General features: G+C 68.9%; 18 protein-coding genes. 11 read left to right on the forward strand and 7 right to left on the reverse strand.

Translation table 11 applies throughout. The features are described 5' to 3' along the window. Nucleotides 1-14 precede the first annotated feature (14 nt). Both SALPAC3_RS0114310 and SALPAC3_RS0114315 read left to right on the forward strand, forming a co-directional pair. Nucleotides 15-320: a hypothetical protein gene (locus SALPAC3_RS0114310; RefSeq protein ID WP_018221910.1), complete on the forward strand. Its 306-nt coding sequence runs from the start codon at nucleotides 15-17 to the stop codon at nucleotides 318-320. Next, on the forward strand, nucleotides 320-577 hold the full coding sequence (locus SALPAC3_RS0114315) for a hypothetical protein (RefSeq protein ID WP_018221911.1): 258 nt from the start codon (nucleotides 320-322) through the stop codon (nucleotides 575-577). Before SALPAC3_RS0114310 ends, SALPAC3_RS0114315 begins: the two co-directional genes overlap by 1 nt. A gap of 29 nt (nucleotides 578-606) precedes the next feature. On the opposite strand, the gene SALPAC3_RS0114320 is transcribed toward SALPAC3_RS0114315, so the two are convergent. Beyond that, entirely contained in the window at nucleotides 607-2307 is a 1701-nt protein-coding gene (locus SALPAC3_RS0114320) for an RCC1 domain-containing protein (protein WP_026185562.1), read from the reverse strand. A 492-nt stretch (nucleotides 2308-2799) separates the two neighbouring features. On the opposite strand from SALPAC3_RS0114320, the gene SALPAC3_RS0114325 reads away from it, so the two are divergent. Beyond that, nucleotides 2800-3423, forward strand: a complete 624-nt coding sequence (locus tag SALPAC3_RS0114325) for a hypothetical protein (RefSeq protein ID WP_018221913.1) — start codon at nucleotides 2800-2802, stop codon at nucleotides 3421-3423. Nucleotides 3424-3547: 124 nt separating this feature from the next. Beyond that, nucleotides 3548-4033: a GNAT family N-acetyltransferase gene (locus tag SALPAC3_RS0114330; protein ID WP_018221914.1), complete on the forward strand. Its 486-nt coding sequence runs from the start codon at nucleotides 3548-3550 to the stop codon at nucleotides 4031-4033. 107 nt (nucleotides 4034-4140) lie between these two features. Here SALPAC3_RS0114330 and SALPAC3_RS0114335 read toward each other — a convergent pair whose 3' ends face one another. The 3 genes from SALPAC3_RS0114335 to SALPAC3_RS0114345 form a co-directional block, all read right to left on the reverse strand. Next, nucleotides 4141-5037: a hypothetical protein gene (locus SALPAC3_RS0114335; RefSeq protein WP_026185563.1), complete on the reverse strand. Its 897-nt coding sequence runs from the start codon at nucleotides 5035-5037 to the stop codon at nucleotides 4141-4143. Between the two features lie 114 nt (nucleotides 5038-5151). Then, on the reverse strand, nucleotides 5152-6231 hold the full coding sequence (locus SALPAC3_RS0114340; RefSeq protein WP_018221916.1) for an inositol-3-phosphate synthase: 1080 nt from the start codon (nucleotides 6229-6231) through the stop codon (nucleotides 5152-5154). Nucleotides 6232-6254: 23 nt separating this feature from the next. Continuing rightward, nucleotides 6255-6890 carry a PadR family transcriptional regulator gene (locus tag SALPAC3_RS0114345; RefSeq protein ID WP_018221917.1) on the reverse strand — a complete coding sequence of 212 codons (636 nt, stop codon included), beginning with the start codon at nucleotides 6888-6890 and terminating at the stop codon, nucleotides 6255-6257. Nucleotides 6891-7061: 171 nt separating this feature from the next. Here SALPAC3_RS0114345 and SALPAC3_RS0114350 point away from each other — a divergent pair, with 171 nt between their 5' ends. Continuing rightward, the gene (locus tag SALPAC3_RS0114350; protein WP_018221918.1) at nucleotides 7062-7517 is read left to right on the forward strand and encodes a DUF5318 domain-containing protein; all 456 of its coding nucleotides are present in this window, start codon (nucleotides 7062-7064) and stop codon (nucleotides 7515-7517) included. Nucleotides 7518-7656: 139 nt separating this feature from the next. Here the strand turns inward: SALPAC3_RS0114350 and SALPAC3_RS28780 are convergent, their stop codons facing one another. Further along, a complete protein-coding gene (locus SALPAC3_RS28780; RefSeq protein WP_026185564.1) occupies nucleotides 7657-8445 on the reverse strand; it encodes a hypothetical protein in 789 nt (262 codons plus the stop codon). Between SALPAC3_RS28780 and SALPAC3_RS0114360 the strand changes: the two genes are divergently transcribed. Both SALPAC3_RS0114360 and SALPAC3_RS0114365 read left to right on the forward strand, forming a co-directional pair. Further along, nucleotides 8414-10732, forward strand: coding sequence for a transglycosylase domain-containing protein (locus SALPAC3_RS0114360; protein ID WP_018221919.1), 2319 nt, complete (start codon nucleotides 8414-8416; stop codon nucleotides 10730-10732). The two genes, SALPAC3_RS28780 and SALPAC3_RS0114360, sit on opposite strands and share 32 nt — an antisense overlap. Nucleotides 10733-10890: 158 nt before the next feature. After that, nucleotides 10891-12366, forward strand: coding sequence for a glycosyltransferase family 87 protein (locus SALPAC3_RS0114365; protein ID WP_018221920.1), 1476 nt, complete (start codon nucleotides 10891-10893; stop codon nucleotides 12364-12366). 16 nt (nucleotides 12367-12382) lie between these two features. On the opposite strand, the gene SALPAC3_RS0114370 is transcribed toward SALPAC3_RS0114365, so the two are convergent. Together SALPAC3_RS0114370 and SALPAC3_RS0114375 are read right to left on the reverse strand one after the other, a co-directional pair. Further along, nucleotides 12383-14524, reverse strand: coding sequence for a hypothetical protein (locus SALPAC3_RS0114370; RefSeq protein WP_018221921.1), 2142 nt, complete (start codon nucleotides 14522-14524; stop codon nucleotides 12383-12385). Beyond that, complete coding sequence (locus tag SALPAC3_RS0114375) at nucleotides 14521-15312, reverse strand: deoxyribonuclease IV (protein ID WP_018221922.1); 792 nt, start codon at nucleotides 15310-15312, stop codon at nucleotides 14521-14523. The genes SALPAC3_RS0114370 and SALPAC3_RS0114375 overlap by 4 nt, the downstream gene beginning before the upstream one ends. 536 nt (nucleotides 15313-15848) lie before the next feature. Here SALPAC3_RS0114375 and rpsF point away from each other — a divergent pair. The 4 genes from rpsF to rplI all read left to right on the forward strand — a co-directional run bounded on the left by rpsF (nucleotide 15849) and on the right by rplI (nucleotide 17505). Further along, nucleotides 15849-16139 (forward strand): 30S ribosomal protein S6, encoded by a 291-nt coding sequence (rpsF, locus tag SALPAC3_RS0114380; protein WP_025618049.1) that lies wholly within the window; start codon nucleotides 15849-15851, stop codon nucleotides 16137-16139. 90 nt (nucleotides 16140-16229) lie between these two features. After that, entirely contained in the window at nucleotides 16230-16763 is a 534-nt protein-coding gene (locus SALPAC3_RS0114385; RefSeq protein WP_018221923.1) for a single-stranded DNA-binding protein, read from the forward strand. Nucleotides 16764-16804: 41 nt separating this feature from the next. Further along, nucleotides 16805-17044: a 30S ribosomal protein S18 gene (gene rpsR / locus SALPAC3_RS0114390; RefSeq protein WP_007073789.1), complete on the forward strand. Its 240-nt coding sequence runs from the start codon at nucleotides 16805-16807 to the stop codon at nucleotides 17042-17044. Between the two features lie 14 nt (nucleotides 17045-17058). Next, on the forward strand, nucleotides 17059-17505 hold the full coding sequence (gene rplI / locus SALPAC3_RS0114395) for a 50S ribosomal protein L9 (RefSeq protein ID WP_018221924.1): 447 nt from the start codon (nucleotides 17059-17061) through the stop codon (nucleotides 17503-17505). Nucleotides 17506-17912 lie beyond the last annotated feature (407 nt).

The raw sequence follows: 17912 nt of genomic DNA on the forward strand, positions 1-17912 counted from the left end.
AGGGTGCCAACGGCATGGCTGTCCATCAGAGCAGCGCGCGAGCGGAAACGCTGGCCGCGCACGAGATGCTCGCCGCGCATGTCCTCGATCCGGAAAGCCAACTCTGCCGGGTCTGTCTGGCTGTCGCACCATGCTCACCGGCCAACGCGGCGGCAAACCGGCTGGTCGAGCTGGGCCTCCCGGTTCTCGAACCAGTGCTGCCGTCGCAACGCCGCGACGCGCTGCGGCGCTGGTTCGCGCCACACCGGCGAGCTCGACCACGTTCGGCACCGCTGCTCACCTGGGCCTGGCGTAGGCGGTTCGGGTTGGTGGTGGACTGATGCGACTCAGCTTCGATCCGGAGGAGCCACCGGAGGACCCGCCGGCCGAGTGCGTGTCGCCGACCGTTTGGCGGTTGAGCTATCGGCTGCACCGCAGCCACCAACTCACCGATGCCGGCCGTTGCACCTGTGGCGACCCGTTTCCGTGCTCTTCTCGCCGGCTCGTGGAGCGCGGCTTTTTGGGGGCACTCGGCGTGAACACCGAAGTAGGTCGTGCGGGCGATCTGCTGGACCGACTCACCCAGGAGGAGAGGTAGCGCTGAGGTGCCGACCAACGACGGCTCGCTCAGTGCGGGTGGTGGGTTGGTCGGTATCGGCGGGCGAGGTGGATCAGGGCGGTGCCGATGAGGAGGAGCAGGGCGGCGGCGCCGACGGTGGTGGGCAGGCTTGAGCCGGTGATGGGGAGCCCGGGGTCGTCGGGGGTGTCGGGGCTGGGGCTGGTGGGTGTGTCGATGGTGATGGTGGTGGCCTCCGACTGACCGCTGGGGCAGGTGCTGGTGCTGGTGTAGTGGGCGGTGAGGGTGTGGCTGCCGGCCGGGAGCCTGGTCGTGTGGGCGGCGGTGTTGGCGCCATCCAGGGGCACGGTGTGGAGGTCACTGCTGCCGTTTCGGAAGGTGATGGTTCCGGTGGGGGCGTCGGTGGTGCAGGTGACGGCGGCGGTGAGAGTGACGTCCTGATCCGGTTCCGGGTTCCGCGGTGCGACCTCCAGCGTGGTGGTGGAACTCGGTCGTTCGATGAGGGCCATGCCGTGGTCGTTGCCGGCGGCGATGGTGGCGATGGCGGCGCCGGTCGGCAGGTTGACCTTCACCGGGGTGTTGCTCTGGTTGGTGGTGCCGTCGCCCAGTTGGCCGGAGTAGTTGCCGCCCCAGGCGAGGGCGGCGCCGGTGGAGGTCATCGCCAGGCTGTGGCCGCCGCCGGCGGCGATGGTGGTGAGCGTGGTGCCGGTCGGTAGGTCTACCTCCACCGGGGTGTTGCGGTTGGTGGTGGTGCCGTCGCCCAACTGGCCGTAGTAGTTGTAGCCCCAGGCGAGGGCGCTGCCGGCGGAGGTCATCGCCAGGCTGTGGACGCCGCCGCCGGCGGCGATGGTGGTGACGGTGGTGTTCGGGGGGAGATTGACGGCCACCGGAACAAGACGGTCGGTGTTGGTGCCATCGCCCAGCTCGCCGTAGTTGTTACTGCCCCAGGCGAAGGCGGTGCCGGTGGAGGTTGCCGCCAGGCTGTGGACGCCGCCGGCGGCGATGGAGGTGACGGTGGTGCCGGTCGGCAGGTCCACCTCCACCGGGGTGTTTCTGTTGTCGGTGGTGCCGTCGCCCAGTTGGCCGGCGTAGTTGCCGCCCCAGGCGAGGGCGGCGCCGGCCGTGGTTATCGCCAGGCTGTGGACGGCGCCGGCGGCGATGGAGGTGACGGTGGTGCCGGTCGGTAGGTCCACCTCCACCGGGGTGTTGCGGTTGGTGGTGGTGCCGTCGCCCAACTGGCTGAAGAAGTTGTAGCCCCAGGCGAGGACGACACCATCGGAGGTCAACGCGAGGCTGTGGTTGTGGCCGGCGGCGATGGCGGTGATCGTGGTGCTCGGGGGGAGGTTGACCGCCACCGGGGTGTTTCTGTTGTCGGTGGTGCCGTCGCCCAGTTCGCCGGAGATGTTTTCGCCCCAGGCGAGGACGGCACCATCGGAGGTCAACGCGAGGCTGTGGCCGTTGCCGGCGGCGATGGCGGTGATCGTGGTGTTGGCCGGTAACTCCGCTTCCACGGGGACGGGGCTGTCGGTGGTGGTGCCGTTGCCGAGCTCGCCCTCGCCGTTTCCTCCCCAGGCGAGGACGGTCTCCGACATCGCGTTGGACGCGGCGGGCTGCTGCGCGAGGGCGGGCCACCCGCCGGTCACCTGTGTCACGGTCACCGCCAGCGCGAGGAAGAACCAGCCGGCCACGGTGCGTCCCGCTCGGCGCGCGTCGGTGTCCCGGACCACCCATCGGGGAGTTTCCGGCATCATTTGTACCTCCGAGCGGACAGTGCTGCGCAAACCAAACGTGCGTATCATCGGCTACCGATCTCCCGGACCGGCTGAGAAACGCCCGGCAATGCCCCGAATCGGCCAAATCTCCCCTGCCCGAACGCTGGCCGTCGAGGGGCGTGCCGAAAGGCCGCCATTGAGGTCGATGCCCTGAGCTCAGGAGCGATCTGTCCGGTAGATGCCTGTTTGAGGGGTGACCGGGGTCGCGGTGGGGGGCGGAATCGTGGCGGGCGCCGGGGCGTTACACCATGCGTACGACCGAGGAAGTGCCCCGCCGTAAGCGGGGACGGCCGCCGGGAATGGTGGTGGCCGGCCGGTCGTTATCTCCGGACCCGGCGCCGTGCGTGTCCCGACGAGACCCGCGGTCGCCGACCTATCCCTTGGTTCTTTGAGCGCCGGACGGTGCTTGCACCCCGCTCCCGACCCCCTTCGGGTGCGTGTGGGTGTCGACCCCCGAATGGAGCAACACTCATGAACACGATCATGTTGCGTAGTGCGCTTGGTATTGCTGGTCTGGCCTTCGGCGCCGGTGTGGTCGCTGGTCCCCAGGCCTTCGACACCAGCACCGATTCCACCCCCACCCCCACCCCCACCCCGAGCGCGTCGGCGGCCTCGACCACCGCGGCGGCCGCGGTGCCAGCGGAGAAGCCGGACATGGGCACGCTGATCCCGCACGGTACGCAGGGTGAGCAATCGCGGATCGACCTGGGTGGCGAGCAGACCGGCAACGTGAGAGCCATCATCGAGGCCACGAAGGCCGCTGGCATGGACGAGCGGGCCGCCGTGGTGGCGATCGCCACCAGTCTGCAGGAGTCGAAGCTGGAGAACCTGGGTCACCTGGGTGCGCGTAACGACCACGACTCGCAGGGCCTGTTCCAGCAGCGTCCGTCCTCCGGGTGGGGCACGGTGGAGCAGATCACCGACCCCGAGTACTCCACCACCGCGTTCCTGAAGGGTCTGCGGCAGGTCGAGGGCTGGCAGGACATGCCGTTGACCGAGGCCGCGCAGAAGGTGCAGGTGTCGGCGTACCCGTTCCACTACGCCCAGTGGGAGACCCAGGCCGCTGACCTGGTGGCCGAGCACTGGACCAGCTGACCCAAAACCCGTAGACCTAACCCACAAGGAGAAAGACACTGTTGGCCGGCACCCGGTTCGGGTGTCGGCCAACAGCTCTCTCTGGAACGCGCTGCCGGTTTCAGGAGGAGGTGACCAACGCCCGATGACGATTCGTGAGTTCCAGGAAGCCGACTGGCCGCAGGTCTGGCCGATCCTCCGGGAAGTCGTACGGGCTCAGGAGACGTTCACGTACGACCCGCACCTCTCCCCTGACGAGGCGCGTGAGGTGTGGATCGAGCCAGCACCCGGGTTGACCGTCGTCGCGGTTAGGAGTGAGCGGGTCCTGGGCAGCGCGAAAATGGGTACGAATCGGGCGGGACCCGGGTCGCATGTCTGCACGGCCAGCTTCATCGTGGCCGCCGGCGCCCGCGGGCAGGGGGTCGGCACCGCGTTGTGCCGCTTCGCGCTGGACTGGGCTCACCAGCGCGGGTACGCCGGCATGCAGTTCAACGCCGTTGCCGCGTCTAACCGGACTGCGGTGTCGGTGTACGAGCGGCTCGGCTTCCGTATCGTCGGTACGGTGCCGGGTGCGTTCGCTCACCCGACGTTTGGTCGGGTCGGTCTGCACGTGATGTACCAGGAGCTCTGATACCCGCCACCACATATCTCACCCGCCGGCGGGAACACGGTGTTGGCCGGCACCCGGTTCGGGTGCCGGCCAACGGCTGCCGCTGGGAAGCGCTGGTTGTCGGGCTGTCACCGCGGACTGTTGGTGACGGTCTGCCCGCGGCGCCCGGCGCGAGTCAGGCCGACGGCGAGCAGTGCGTACGCGATCAATTCGATGGCGGCGGCCAGCGCGGGAAGCGGTGCCAACCTCAGCGACGGCGGCGCGATGACGAACGAGCTGACCACGGCGGAGTTCCACCTGACGGCGAGCAGCAGGTCCACCGTGGCAAGCGCCAGGTCCACCTGTGGCAGGGCGGCGACAGCGAGGAGCGCGGCACCTACGGCGGCGATCGCCCGACCCCGCCGGAGCAGTACGGCGGTGAGGCAGATCGCGACCAGCCCGAGTACGAGTGGCGCCAGCAGCACCGAACCGGCGCTGAGCACGGTCGTTGAGACCGGATCGGTCGAAGTGGAGTTCGATTGCTCTCGCGCGGACAGGTCGAGGGCCAACTCACTGAGCCGGACGGCTGGATATGCCACGAACAGCAGAGTGGCGAGTACGGTGCCCACAACGACCGGCCTCCGACGCGCGGCCGACTGGTGGGCGATCGGCCAGCGACGTCCGGCTCCGAGCAGCAGCAGGGAGACAGCCAGGGGCGCCCAGGTCAGGGCGAGACCGTCGGTGAGCAGGACCGGCGACGGAGAGGGGCCTTCGGGCGCGGGGAGCAGCAGCCGCAGGTCGCGGTCATGGTTGATGGCGGCCGGAGCGGTGCGGTACGCCTCCACGACGAGCACGAGGAGTGTGGCCGGTACGACCCAGCGGGGCTTCGGCAGCTCACCGAGGAGCGCGTAGCCCCCAAGCGCCAGCAGAGCCAAGATCTCCGCGTGGCGCAGTGGGGGATCGTCGAACAGGACGCCGAGGACGTGGGTGGTGGCCAGTACGGCCGCCGTGCCGAGCAGCAGCGGTCGTAGGCGCACCGCCGTCATGCTGCCACGAGTGTTGGTGGTGTGCTGCCCCACGCCGGACGCGGCACGGTGCGCTCGCCCGCGACGGCGGTGCGGGCCGGAGCCACCCGGGCCCGGCCCGCACCTGTCAGAACGTCAGCGTGCGATCTCGCCGGCGATGAACTCCTCGACGGCGGCGTGCGCGTCGGAGTCGGCGTACTGCACCGGCGGGGACTTCATGAAGTACGACGACGCCGACAGGATCGGGCCGCCGATCTTCCGGTCCAGGGCGATCTTCGCGGCCCGGACCGCGTCGATGATGACGCCGGCCGAGTTCGGCGAGTCCCACACCTCAAGCTTCAGCTCCGCGTTGAGCGGGGTGTCGCCGAAGGAGCGGCCCTCCAGGCGGATGTAGGCCCACTTGCGGTCGTCCAGCCACGGCACGTGGTCCGACGGGCCGATGTGCACGTCGCTCTTGGCCATCTCGTGCGGCACCTGGGAGGTGACCGACTGGGTCTTCGAGATCTTCTTGGAGACCAGGCGGTTGCGCTCCAACATGTTCATGAAGTCCATGTTGCCGCCGAAGTTGAGCTGGTAGGTGCGCAGCAACTCGACGCCGCGGTCCTCGAACAGCTTCGCGAGGGCGCGGTGCACGATGGTGGCGCCGACCTGGCTCTTGATGTCGTCACCGACGATCGGCAGGCCCGCGTCCTCGAACTTCTTCGCCCAGACCGGGTCGGAGGCGATGAAGACGGGGAGGGCGTTGACGAAGGCGCAGCCGGCCTCGATCGCGGCCTGGGCGTAGAACTTGCCGGCCTCCTCGGAGCCCACCGGCAGGTAGGCCACGACCACGTCGACCTTGGCCGCGCGCAGCGTCTCGGCCACGTTCACCGGCTGGGTGTCCGACTCCTCGATGATCTCGCGGTAGTACTGGCCGAGACCGTCGAACGTCGGGCCGCGCTGCACGGTCACCCCGGTCGGGGGCACGTCGCACAGCTTGATGGTGTTGTTCTCGCTGGCGACGATCGCCTCGGCGAGGTCCATGCCCACCTTCTTGGCGTCCACATCGAACGCCGCGACGAACTCCACGTCCGAGACGTGGTAGTCGCCGAAGGTGACGTGCATGAGACCCGGGACGCGGTCGTTCGGGTCGGCGTTCCGGTAGTACTCCACGCCCTGTACGAGGGACGAGGCGCAGTTACCCACACCGACGATGGCGACGCGGACGGAGCCCATAGCGTCTGCCTCCTTCTCCTTCATCACGGCCGCTCTTCCCTGGACTCTCCAGGCGGAGGCGGGCTGTTGTCTTCTGGTCGACCGCCGGCCGCCCCGGTGATCGGGGCTGTCGGGGCACGGCCGGAGCGCTCGTTGGCGATGAGCTCCTCCAGCCAGCGAACCTCACGCTCACAGGCGTCCAGGCCGTGGCGTTGCAGTTCCAGGGTGTACGCGTCGAGCCGTTCGGCGGCGCGACCGAGCACGTCGCGGAGCCCTTCGCGGCGCTCCTCGATTTTGCGGCGGCGACCCTCCAGGATGCGAAGTCGGGTTGCCTGGTCGGTGCGGGCGAAGAACGCGAAGTGCACGCCGAAACCGGTGTCGTCATACGTCTCGGGCCCGGCTTGGGCGATGAGTTGGGCGAACCGTTCCTTGCCCTCCGCGGTGATTTTGTAAACCACGCGGCCTCGTCGGCTGGTCAGCGCGGGAACGTCCGAGACGGTGGGTGTCTCGTTGGCCTCGGTGATCCACCCTGCCGCCTGTAGGCGGCGCAGGGTCGGGTAGAGGCTTCCGTAGCTGATGGCCGCCCGGATGGCACCGAGTTTCGCGGTGAGCTCCTTGCGTAGCTCGTAACCGTGCATCGGAGCCTCCTGCAGGAGACCGAGGATGGCGAATTCGAGCACTGCCATCCTCCTTACCCTGCTCACCCGAGCACTAACCGCGACGATGTATCGGGCCGATACATCGTCACGCTAGCGGATTGCCGCGGGTGGGGCAAACCTCGCACCGCCGTGTCTCGATTACAGATAGTCACTCGGTCGCCGGGTGGGGCGGCACCGCGTACTCTCGTGCTCATGCGTACGCAGCGCCAGGTGGTCGACTACTCGCTCCGGAAGCGGGCGGCGCTGCGGGATCTCCTGACCAACCGGGTCGGCCCGGATGACCTCTGCGATGCCTCGCCCTACCTGAAGAACGCGGCCCGGTTCCACGGCGAGCCGACCGACGAGCGGTGCCCGATCTGTCGGAGTGAGAACCTGACGCGCGTGCACTACATTTACGGCGACGAACTCCGGCAGTCCGCCGGTCAGGCCCGGAGACTGGCGGAGCTGCCCGCGCTGGCGATGACACTGCGTGAGTTTCAGGTCTTCGTGGTAGAAGTGTGCCTCGGCTGCGCCTGGAACCACCTCATCGAGCAGTATCTGCTCGGTCGGGACGTGCTGGCGGAGAATGGGCCGGAGCAGGTCGTGGTGGGCGGGGCGCCCTCAACGGACGCCCCAGGCAGGCGACGGAGGCGAGAGGCGCAACGGTGACGTCAGCACGATCGGTCGCTTCGGCCCGACGGGCCACCGCCCAGCTCGATCGACGTTCTGATAGTCCGATTAGCCCGCTTGATTGGCAGATAGGCACCTTTGCGCGGCTTGGTCGCGTTGTATCACTGGGTGCCGCAACTCACGGCAAACCGGTGGTGGCGCGGCAGCGCTCCACCGCGACCGGCAGGGTGTGAAGAATGAACTCGTACGGCGACCCCAGCTCCTCGCGTGGGCGGGCCCAGATACCGGGCCAGCACGGCGTCCCCGGGCGGGCCGACGACGCGTACCGTGCCCCCGATGGTGCGGCACGTGGCCAGTCGGCCGGACCGGAGGGAACAGCGGGCCGCGCCTCGGTGACGCCCCGGGGCGGCGCTTCCAGCGGCCGGGCTTCGGTTGGCGGCTCGGCTTCCGTCCCCACCCAGGGTGCCGCCGGCTCGGCCTCGGTTGGCCGGTCAGGCCGCGCTTCGGTGCCGACCCCGGCCGGATCGGGCCGTGCTTCGGTGCCGACCCCGGCCGGATCGGGCCGTGCTTCGGTGCCGACGCCGGCCGGGCCGGGCCGTGCTTCGGTGCCGGCGCCATCCGCGCCCGGACGCGCCTCCGTGCCGGTATCCCCCGCGCCGGGTGGCTCCGCCGGGCGCGCGAGCGTCGGTGCCGCGAGCGTCGGTGCCGCGAGCGGTTCGGCCTCCGTTGGGTCGGCCTCCGTTGGGTCGGCGTCCGTGGGGCGGGCCCGAGCCGGTGCCGCAGCGGCCGGAGGCCGGGCCTCGGTGGCGCGGGCCAGCGTCGCCTCGGCCGCCGGTGGTCCCGGCGGCCCGGGTGGCCCCGGTGGATCGGGCCGATCCCGTAATGGTGGCCGTGACCCGAACGCCGCGCGGGCGAAGAAGCGGAAGCGGGCGAACATGTTGATCGCCTCGTTCGCGGTCTTTATCATGCTCGCCGGCCTGGGCGTCGTCGGCTTCACCTACTTGAACACCAACGTCGTCCTGCCCGACCAGATTCCACTTCCGCAGTCGACGACGGTCTACACGAGTGACGGCAAGGGTCTGGTCGCGAAGCTCGGTAACGAGAACCGGACGCTGATCACCAAAAGCCAGATGCCGCAGCACGTGCGGGACGCGGTCGCCGCGGCCGAGGACCGGAACTTCTACCGGCACTCGGGCGTCGACTACAAGGGCATCGCCCGGGCCGCCTGGAACAACTTCACCGGTGGTGACCGGCAGGGCGCGTCCACGATTACGCAGCAGTACGCGCGTAACGCTTACGAGAGCCTTGAGGACGATACCTACGCCCGAAAGGTGCGGGAGGCGATCTTCGCCTCCAAGCTGAACGACAGGTTCAGCAAGGACAAGATCATGGAGAACTATCTCAACGTGATCTACTTCGGCCGCGGCGCCTACGGGGTCGAGGCCGCGGCGCAGACCTTCTTTGGCAAGCCCACCAGCAAGTTGACCGTCGGTGAGGGCGCGGTGCTGGCCGGGCTCATCAAGCAGCCGGAGAAGACCGCCACCCACAACGGGTACGACCCGGCGGTCAGCCCGGAGGACGCGAAGTCGCGCTGGGACTACGTCCTTGACGGGATGGTGGCCGAGGGCTGGCTCGACGCGGCGGAGCGGCCGACCGAATTTCCGGAGGTGAAGCCGCTGGCCGAGGAGGGCAGCGGCTTCGGTGTGGGCACCCCCCGCGGCAACGTCATCAACTACGTGCGGGCGGAGATGGAGCAGTGGGGGCTCTGCACCAACACGGGGGCGGGGGACGAGAGTACGCCCTCCTGTACGAACGCGCTGCGCAACGGCGGTTACAAGATCACCACGACGATCGACGACAAGATGCAGACCGCGATGGAGAACGCGGCCCGAGCGGAGGCGAAGGGCTCGCCTCTCAAGGGCCAGCCGGATAACCTGCAGGCCGCCGGAGTCGCCGTGGACCCCAAGACCGGCCGGGTGCTCGCCTACTACGGTGGGGAGAGTGGCGCCGGCACCGACTGGGCCGGTATGAACACCGATAAGGGCGGCAACCTCTACGGCGGCCATCCGCCCGCCTCGTCCTTCAAGGTCTACACCCTGGCGGCCGCCATCGAGGCCGGCATCTCCGTCAACTCACGGTGGGACGCCGAGCCCTTCACCCCCGCGGGCTACGGAAAGCCCATCGGGAACGCGGGCCGATCCGTCGAATGTGAGAACAACTCCTGCACCCTCGACTTTTCGACGGTCAAGTCGTACAACGTTCCGTTCTTCCACGTGGCAGAGCAGATCGGCTCGGACAAGGTGATCAGCATGGCCCGGCAGGCGGGTGTCACCACCATGTGGGACAACAGCGTCGAGCCGGCCAAGCCGTACAACCTGTTGGCGGAGAAGCCGGAGGACCTGGCGCCGGACTATTTCGACCGGGTGGTGGGCTTTGGCCAGTACCCGATCACCGTCCTCGACCACGCCAACGGGCTCGCGACGCTGGCGAACGACGGCGTCTTCCACCAGGCGCACTTCGTGCTCAAGGTCGAGCAGAAGGACGAGGAGACCGGCGAGTGGAAGGTCGTCCGTGGGACCGGCGAGAAGCTGGACGGGCAGCAACGGATCCGCAAGCAGGTCACCGATGAGGTGACCGCGGTGCTCAAGCAGATCCCGAGGAGGAACGGCGACGCCCTCTCCGGGGGGCGGGAGGCGGCCGGGAAGACCGGCACCTGGGAGTTGGACGGGACCCCTAACAACTCGAACGCCTGGATGGTTGGCTACGACGACAACCTGGCGACCGCGATCTGGATCGGTAGCCACGACCCCAATGAGAACCCGGCGATCAAAAACAAGAACGGTGCCGACATCGGCGGCAGCACCATGCCGGCGGATGTGTGGAAAAAGTTCATGAACGAGGCGCTGAAGGACGCGCCCAGGTCTGAGCTGCCGAATATCACCGGAGTCGGGGACGACAAGGCCGGTAACGGCGCGTTGCCGCCCCCGCCGGAGCCGGACTGTGGGCTGCTCGACCTGTTCTGCCCCGATAGGGGCAACAACGGCGGCGACAACAACAACGGCGGCGGCAACAACGGCGGCGGCGGCAACAACGGCGGCGGTGACAACGGCGGCGGTGACAACGGCGGCGGTGACAATAACGGCGGCGGCGGTAACAACGGCGGTGGCGACAACAACGGCGGTGGCGACAACGGTGGGGATACCGGATTCCCACCGCCGCCGAACGGAGGCCCCCAACGACCTGGGCGGGACTAGCCGGGCTGGGCCAGCGCCGTGCCGCACCGTCACGCGTCCCACCTCTTGGGGGTGGGGCGCGGCGGTGCGGTAGCGGCGATGCCCAGACCTGCGGTGCGGTAGCGCCAACGCCATCCAGGTGCACGACGGCGACGCCGATCTAGTGCAGGATGCACGTCATGAGCACGCAGACGACGGGCGGCGCCGACAACTCCGCCGCACCGGACCACCCGTCCCGTTCCGACGGCTTCGTTCGTGGCGTCTCCGGCCTGATCGGTGGCCCGTTGGGTGACCACGCCACCGCCTTGGACCGGCCGGTCGGCGGGGAGCGTCGGTTCTGGACCGCGGTGCGGATCGTTCTGGCCCTGGTCTGCCTGACGATGGCCCTGCACTGGGTGCAGAAGTCGCCCTGCCAGGATGGCGCCTGGACGAACAACGTCCAGTACACCCGCTTCTGCTACACCGACGTGCTCGCGCTCTACTACGCCGAAGGGCTCAACGAGGGGAAGGTGCCCTACCTGGACCACCCGGTGGAGTATCCGGTGCTCACCGGCTACTTCATGGGTGCCCTCGGCCTGCCGGTGCACGCGCTCGGCAGCGCGGACCCCGGCCTGAACCAGGCCATGTGGTTCTACAACCTGAACGTACTGGTGCTCGGGGCGCTGGCGGTGGCCACCGTCGCGGTGATCCTGGCGCTGCGGCGCCGACGACCCTGGGACGCGGCACTCTTCGCACTCGCCCCCGCGCTGCTGCTCACCGCCACCGTCAACTGGGACTTTCTCGCCATCGGACTGGCCGCCTTCGGCCTGTTCGCCTGGGCGCGCCGCAAACCCGCGTTGGCCGGCCTGCTACTCGGCCTGGGTGGGGCGGCGAAGCTCTGGCCGCTCTTCCTCTTCTGGCCGATCCTGCTGCTGGCCATTCGAAGTAGCCGGCTGCGAGCCGCGCTCACCGCGATCGTTACGGGCGCGGTGGCGCTGGTCCTGGTTAACCTTCCCGCCGCGCTGGCCAACCCCACCAACTGGGGACGCTTCCTGGAGCTCAACACGGAGCGGGCGATCGACTGGGGCACCCTCTGGTACATCGGCCGCTACCTCGACGGCAGGATCGGCGAGCCCGGCGCCGGCCCGTTCGAGTGGCTGAGCAACAACATTCCGGTGCTGAACAACCTGGCGTACGCGCTGTTCTTCCTGGCCTGCGTCGGCATCGCCGTGCTGGCCCTACGGGCCCCGCGCCGCCCGCGCCTCGCCCAACTCGCCTTCCTCGTGGTCGCCGCCTTCCTGATCTTCAGCAAGGTCTGGTCGCAGCAGTTCGTGCTCTGGCTGCTGCCCCTCGCCGTACTCGCCCGCCCCAAGTGGGGTGCCTTCCTGGCCTGGCAGCTCGCCGAGGTCGGCTACTTCCTGGCCTTCTACGGCGAGCTGCTGGGCACCTCCACCGGCACGCCGGTCTTTCCCGAGGGCGTCTTCGTGCTGGCCGCCGCGTTCCGGCTGACCACCGTCGTCGTGCTCTGCGTGCTGGTCATCCAGGAGATCCTCCGGCCGGAGCAGGACGCGGTACGGGCCAGCTACCCCGACGACCCGGACGGCGGGGTCATCGACGGCGCACCGGACGCTCCCTGGGTGGCCAGACAGCGAGCGTCCGTGCCGGCGGCGACCTGACTGACTCGGGATCCGGTCACAGGCGGTAGACGACCACGTCGCCGATCTCCTCCCGGGTGATGCCGAGCGCGTCAACCGGTGCGTCGATGGTGAACTCCCAGGGCGTGCCGGCCACCTGATCCCGAGGGATCAGGACGTTGCGAACGCCCAGGGTGCGCAGGTAGTCGACGCTGGCCTGGTCGGGGAATGTGATCGTCGCCTGACGCACCTCCTCGACCAGGGCCGGGGTGAAGCCACTCCCCCCGTTGACGAGGTCCTGGAAGTGGGTGGTTGACCAGAGCATGACCGGCTGGTCGCGATTCGGGTCGCTCGGCAGCACCAGCAGCGGGCCGTCCACCGTGCGCATCGCCGCGGGCTGCACCGGGACGACCGGGTGCGGGGTGCGGTTCAGCCCCTCGGCGGTCACCAACAGCAGTGGCAGCAGCGTGGCCAACCGCAGCCACGGGTTCGGCCAGGATGGGATCCGGGCGGCGGAGATCTTCCGGACCCGGCCGGCGAAGGCGCTTACCGCGCCGGCCGCGAGGAGTCCGAGCAGCAGGGTCGTCCAGAGCATCAGCCGACCCGGCGTACGGAGGCCGTTCCACCCGGGCAGGTACTCGAAGAGCGGCACGTAGGTGTACCGCCCGTCGAATAGTTCGGTGCCCATCGCCAGCACCATGCTGACCACGACCCCCGCCAGCAGCAGGAGCCGGTGCCGGACCCGCCACACCGAGAAGAAGAGGCCGCCCAGGGCGAGCGCGTAGAGCACGTACCCGGGCAGCAAGGTCATCTCCGGTTGCCAGGGCAGCGTCGACCGAGCCCCCTCGTGCAGGTCACCCCAGATTCGCGACTCGGCCGGCGCGGTGAGGAAGCCCGTCGCGGGTGGAGAGAACCAGGCGAGGTCGGCGACGGTCCGCTCCGCCTGCGGATGCAGCTCGACGACGGTGAAGTAGGGGAGTGCGAGCAACGCGCCAACCGCAGCGAAGATCAGCCCGCCGACCACGTTGGCGGCGAACAGCCGCCGACCGAAGGGGCGTCGCACCGGGCGGACGACCCAGCGTCGCAGGAACCAGGTCACCGTGGCGGCCAGCCCGGTCCCGGCGAGGACGTACGCGAACGGCAGCCCGATGCCGAAGCCGAGGCTGAGCTGCCAGGCGGCGACCAGCCAGCCGGCGTACACCCAACCGACCCGTCGCTTCTCCGGTCGGTAGCCGTGCCGCAGCGACCAGCCATGCCCCCGAGCGAGCATCGCCAGCGCCAGCGGGATGCCACCGTTGGAGATGACGTTCAGGTGCCCGGCCTGGGCCAGCAACCAGGGTGCGTACGTGTAGGTAACTCCGGCGACCGCGGCGCCGATCCGGCCCGACCCCAACTGCCGGGCCAGCACGTACGCCCCGAACGTGGCGAGGGCGTGGGCCAGCACGAACATGATGTTGTATCGGAGCAGGGCGGCTTCGGGGCCGGTGCCGATCATCCCCGCTGGGGCGTACCCCAGCAGGGTGTCGGAGAAGACGAAGCTCCACCGTTCCGGGAAGAACGCGTTGGCGTGCAACAGCCGGCCCGGGTCGGTCAACAGCGCGTGCCCGGACCAGGCCATCTGCCATGCCTGCAGGCTCGGATCCCAGTAGTCCTGGGGCAGGGTGTAGCGCGGGTAGCGCAGTGTCGGCCAGGTCATCGCGACGGCCAGGGCCAGCGAGCCGAGCGCTGCGAGCATCCACTCGTGGGTCAGGAACCGGCCAACGGAGCGGGTTGCCCGGCCGATCCGGGTCGGTACCGGGGTCGGAGCGGGGCCGAAGGACGCGAACGGATCCTGTTTCTCCTTGTCGCCCTTAGCGCCCTTCGCATCCTTTTCTGTGCTGCCCTCGGCGGTGCTGCCAGCAGAAGTAGCGGTGCCGTCCGAAGAGGAGGCGTCGCCGCGCCCGGCGGCGCTGCCGCCAGCAGTGGTGTCCGCGGTGGTGCTCTTGGTGGCGGTGTCCGCGCTGCCCGCGGTGGTGCTCTCCGCGGTGGCGGTGCTGGTGGGTTTGGCGGTGTCGGCGGCCGTGGCGTCGTCCTTGGGTGATCCGGCGTTACCCGGGCCGGCTTCGAGCTTGTCCATGATGGTCTTGGGCTTTCGGTCACCGGCGGTGCTGGCCGCCTTGGGATTCGGTGGCGGTGGGCCGCCAGGGCGTCCGATGGTCATCCGGTCGGACCCGGCACGCCGAGCTGCTCCCGGAGGAAGGTGATGTCGGCTGCTTGGCCGTCCGCCCCGCCGGGTGTCTCGACCACCACCGGGGCGCCCGCCGCGCGGATCACCGCCACCAGCTGCTCCGGGTCGATCGTGCCGCCGGTCAGGTTGTCGTGTCGGTCCTGGCCCGAGTTGAAGGCGCCCTTGGAGTTGTTGGCGTGGATCAGGTCGATCCGCCCGGTGATCGCCTTGACCCGGTCGACCAGCCCGAGCAACTCCTCACCGCCCGCGTACGCGTGGCAGGTGTCCAGGCAGAAGCCCACCTCGTGATCGCCGATCGTGTCCCAGAGCCGGGCGAGCGCGTCCAGTCGGCGGGCGCAGGCGTTCGTCCCGCCGGCGGTGTTCTCGATCAGCACCGGTACGCCGAAGCCGCCGGATTCCGCCGCGTACGCGAAGGCTTTGCGCCAGTTGTCGAACCCGGTGGCGAGGTCGTCGCCGGCGTTGACGTGGCCCCCGTGCACGATCAGGCCACGGGCTCCGACAGCGGCGGCGGCTCGGGCGTGCGCGAGCAGGAGCTTCCGGCTGGGGATCCGGATGCGGTTGTTCAACGTGGCCAGGTTGATCACATACGGTGCGTGCACGTAGAGGTCCACCTCGGCGCTGCGCAGCCGGTCGGCGTCCGCCCGCGGCTTCGGCGTCTTCCAACCCTGCGGGTCGGAGAGGAAGAACTGCGCGGTGTCGGCGGCTCTGGCGGTCGCCTCCGCCAGTGGGTCGGACGAATCGACGTGGGCTCCGATACGCATGCTGGGGAGCCTACGTCGAGTTCACCGACCGACGGCGACCGCAGTGCGGCGACGCGCGTAACCGGCGTGGTCAGAGGTGCGTCACCGCAGTGATCAGTCGTCGTTGAACGAGGTGGGATGGACGGTTCTGTGAGCTTGGACTAGTAGATTGTCTGAGATTTACCGAATTCTCCGACAAGTCCTGCACATTAAGGATATGGTCGGGAAACAACATGATGAAGCCCCGCGGGGTGTCGCCGGTCCAACCTCATCGGTGTGGTCGTTCCTCCCCAGGTCCCACCCAAGGAATGCGGACACGACACCCCGCGGTCTCTGGTTCACGGGGGGCTCGCCTCGACATCGACGTCTTGGCCGGGCCCCCCGTGAACCATGTTCGGGGGCACTTCCACCACCCCGGGCATGATCGTTCGGGCCGGGTATCCTGGTTCGGTTGTCCACGTCCGGCCGGGTCCCCCCGGTTCCGGGTGGGCCACGACGCACGACCTCCTGCCACGGAAGGACCGTGGCCGTCCTAGCCCATAGGAGGTGAGCACGTCTTGCGTCATTACGAGATCATGGTGATCCTCGACTCCAGCCTTGAGGAGCGCACCGTCGCTCCGTCGCTCGACACGTACCTGAACGTGATTCGGACCGCGGGTGGCTCGGTCGAGAAGACCGATGTGTGGGGCCGCCGGCGCCTCGCGTACGAGATCAACAAGAAGACCGAGGGGATCTACGCCGTCATCGACCTGCAGGCGACGCCAGCAGCGGTGGCCGAGCTGGACCGTCAGCTGCGGCTCAACGAGTCGGTGCTGCGTACCAAGGTTATTCGGCCGGAAGTGCGCTGAGGCGCACCCCGACCCCCAACCCCGACACCCCCGGATCAGCCTCGTCGGCATTGTCGGACGGCTCTGTCAGCCTGTACGGCGAGACGATGAGTGCGCGAGGAGATGGTCATGGCAGGAGAAACCATCATCACGGTCATCGGCAATCTGACCGATGACCCCGAGTTGCGATTCACCCCCTCCGGGGCGGCGGTCGCCAAGTTCCGGGTCGCCTCGACGCCCCGGTTCTTCGACAAGTCGTCCAGCGAGTGGAAGGACGGCGAGCCGTTGTTCCTCTCGTGCACCGTGTGGCGGCAGGCCGCCGAGCACGTCGCGGAGTCGCTGCAGCGCGGCACCCGCGTGATCGTGTCCGGTCGGCTGCGGCAGCGGTCGTACGAGACCCGCGAGGGTGAGAAGCGCACGGTAATCGAGCTGGAGGTCGACGAGATCGGCCCGTCGCTGCGCTACGCCACGGCGAAGGTGCAGAAGATGTCCCGCTCGGGCGGTGGTGGTTTTGGCGGCGGTGGTGGCCAGGGCGGCGGAGGCAACTTCGACGACCCGTGGGCCTCGGCCGCTCCTGCTCCTGCTCCCGCGCCCTCGCGCGGCGGGTCCGGTGGTGGCAACTTCGACGAGGAGCCTCCGTTCTGATGGCGCCGAGCGCCCGCAATCGCAAACCAGGAGCAAGGTCAATGGCCAAGGCTGCGGCACTTCGCAAGCCGAAGAAGAAGGTGAACCCGCTAGACAAGGACGGGATCACCTATATCGATTACAAGGACACTGCGCTGCTGCGCAAGTTCATCTCCGACCGGGGCAAGATCCGTGCCCGGCGAGTGACTGGCGTGACCTCGCAGCAGCAGCGGCAGATCGCCCGTGCGGTCAAGAACGCCCGCGAGATGGCGCTCTTGCCGTACACGGCGACGGCTCGCTGAGGGGAGGCGCCGACATGAAGATCATCCTGACTCAGGAGGTATCCGGCCTCGGTGCCCCAGGGGACATCGTGGAGGTCAAGAACGGCTACGGCCGTAACTACCTGCTGCCCCAGGGCTTCGCGATCGCCTGGACCAAGGGCGCGGAGAAGCAGGTCACGCTGATCAAGCGGGCCCGGTCGGCCCGCGAGATTCGTGACCTCGGCCACGCCAACGAGGTCAAGGGCCAGCTCGAAGGGCTGAAGGTAGCCCTGAAGGCCCGCGCCGGCGAGGGCGGTCGGCTCTTCGGTTCGGTCACCGCGGCCGAGATCGTCGCGGCCGTCAAGGCCGCTGGCGGCCCGACGCTGGACCGTCGTCGGCTTGAGCTGCCCAGGCACATCAAGTCGCTCGGCTCCTACCCGGTGCGGATCAAGCTGCACCCCGAGGTGACCGCCGCGTTCGACCTGAACGTCGTTCAGAGCTGACAACCACCCGCACCACCGATCGGGCCCGCGCCGTACTCGGCGCGGGCCCGATCCGTATCCCGTCCCGGCTCGATCGGTATCGTGCCTCGGGCCGAACTGGCGCCGGTATCCCAGCCCGGCGGCTGACCGATTTTCTTTTATCCACAGGGTGTGGATGCTGTTTTTCCAGCTCAGAGTGGTGTTGAGGGAGACTCTTCCACAGTTATCCACAGGCTGTGCACAAGCTGCACACATGCCTGCCCCCTGCTATCCACAGGTTGTCCCGAGACTCGTCCACCGCTGCTGTTGAGGCGTCCTGCTCGTCTTCCGTATGGTTGCCAACCGACCCGCCGCACGATGGCCCCCGATCGCCCTGCGGGTCGAGAAGGCCGTGACTCCGCGGTGGAGCCAGGTCGATGAGCTGACGG

Origin of the sequence: Salinispora pacifica DSM 45544, assembly GCF_000378845.1 — a bacterium.
In the GTDB taxonomy this organism is placed as follows: domain Bacteria; phylum Actinomycetota; class Actinomycetes; order Mycobacteriales; family Micromonosporaceae; genus Micromonospora; species Micromonospora pacifica.

Coding starts and splice junctions, on each gene's coding strand:
- SALPAC3_RS0114310 (WP_018221910.1), top strand. CDS start 15: ATGGCTGTCCATCAGAGCAGCGCGCGAGCGGAAACGCTGGCCGCGCAC.
- SALPAC3_RS0114315 (WP_018221911.1), top strand. CDS start 320: ATGCGACTCAGCTTCGATCCGGAGGAGCCACCGGAGGACCCGCCGGCC.
- SALPAC3_RS0114320 (WP_026185562.1), bottom strand. CDS start 2,307: ATGATGCCGGAAACTCCCCGATGGGTGGTCCGGGACACCGACGCGCGC.
- SALPAC3_RS0114325 (WP_018221913.1), top strand. CDS start 2,800: ATGAACACGATCATGTTGCGTAGTGCGCTTGGTATTGCTGGTCTGGCC.
- SALPAC3_RS0114330 (WP_018221914.1), top strand. CDS start 3,548: ATGACGATTCGTGAGTTCCAGGAAGCCGACTGGCCGCAGGTCTGGCCG.
- SALPAC3_RS0114335 (WP_026185563.1), bottom strand. CDS start 5,037: ATGACGGCGGTGCGCCTACGACCGCTGCTGCTCGGCACGGCGGCCGTA.
- SALPAC3_RS0114340 (WP_018221916.1), bottom strand. CDS start 6,231: ATGGGCTCCGTCCGCGTCGCCATCGTCGGTGTGGGTAACTGCGCCTCG.
- SALPAC3_RS0114350 (WP_018221918.1), top strand. CDS start 7,062: ATGCGTACGCAGCGCCAGGTGGTCGACTACTCGCTCCGGAAGCGGGCG.
- SALPAC3_RS0114360 (WP_018221919.1), top strand. CDS start 8,414: ATGTTGATCGCCTCGTTCGCGGTCTTTATCATGCTCGCCGGCCTGGGC.
- SALPAC3_RS28780 (WP_026185564.1), bottom strand. CDS start 8,445: ATGATAAAGACCGCGAACGAGGCGATCAACATGTTCGCCCGCTTCCGC.
- SALPAC3_RS0114365 (WP_018221920.1), top strand. CDS start 10,891: ATGAGCACGCAGACGACGGGCGGCGCCGACAACTCCGCCGCACCGGAC.
- SALPAC3_RS0114370 (WP_018221921.1), bottom strand. CDS start 14,524: ATGACCATCGGACGCCCTGGCGGCCCACCGCCACCGAATCCCAAGGCG.
- SALPAC3_RS0114375 (WP_018221922.1), bottom strand. CDS start 15,312: ATGCGTATCGGAGCCCACGTCGATTCGTCCGACCCACTGGCGGAGGCG.
- rpsR (WP_007073789.1), top strand. CDS start 16,805: ATGGCCAAGGCTGCGGCACTTCGCAAGCCGAAGAAGAAGGTGAACCCG.
- rplI (WP_018221924.1), top strand. CDS start 17,059: ATGAAGATCATCCTGACTCAGGAGGTATCCGGCCTCGGTGCCCCAGGG.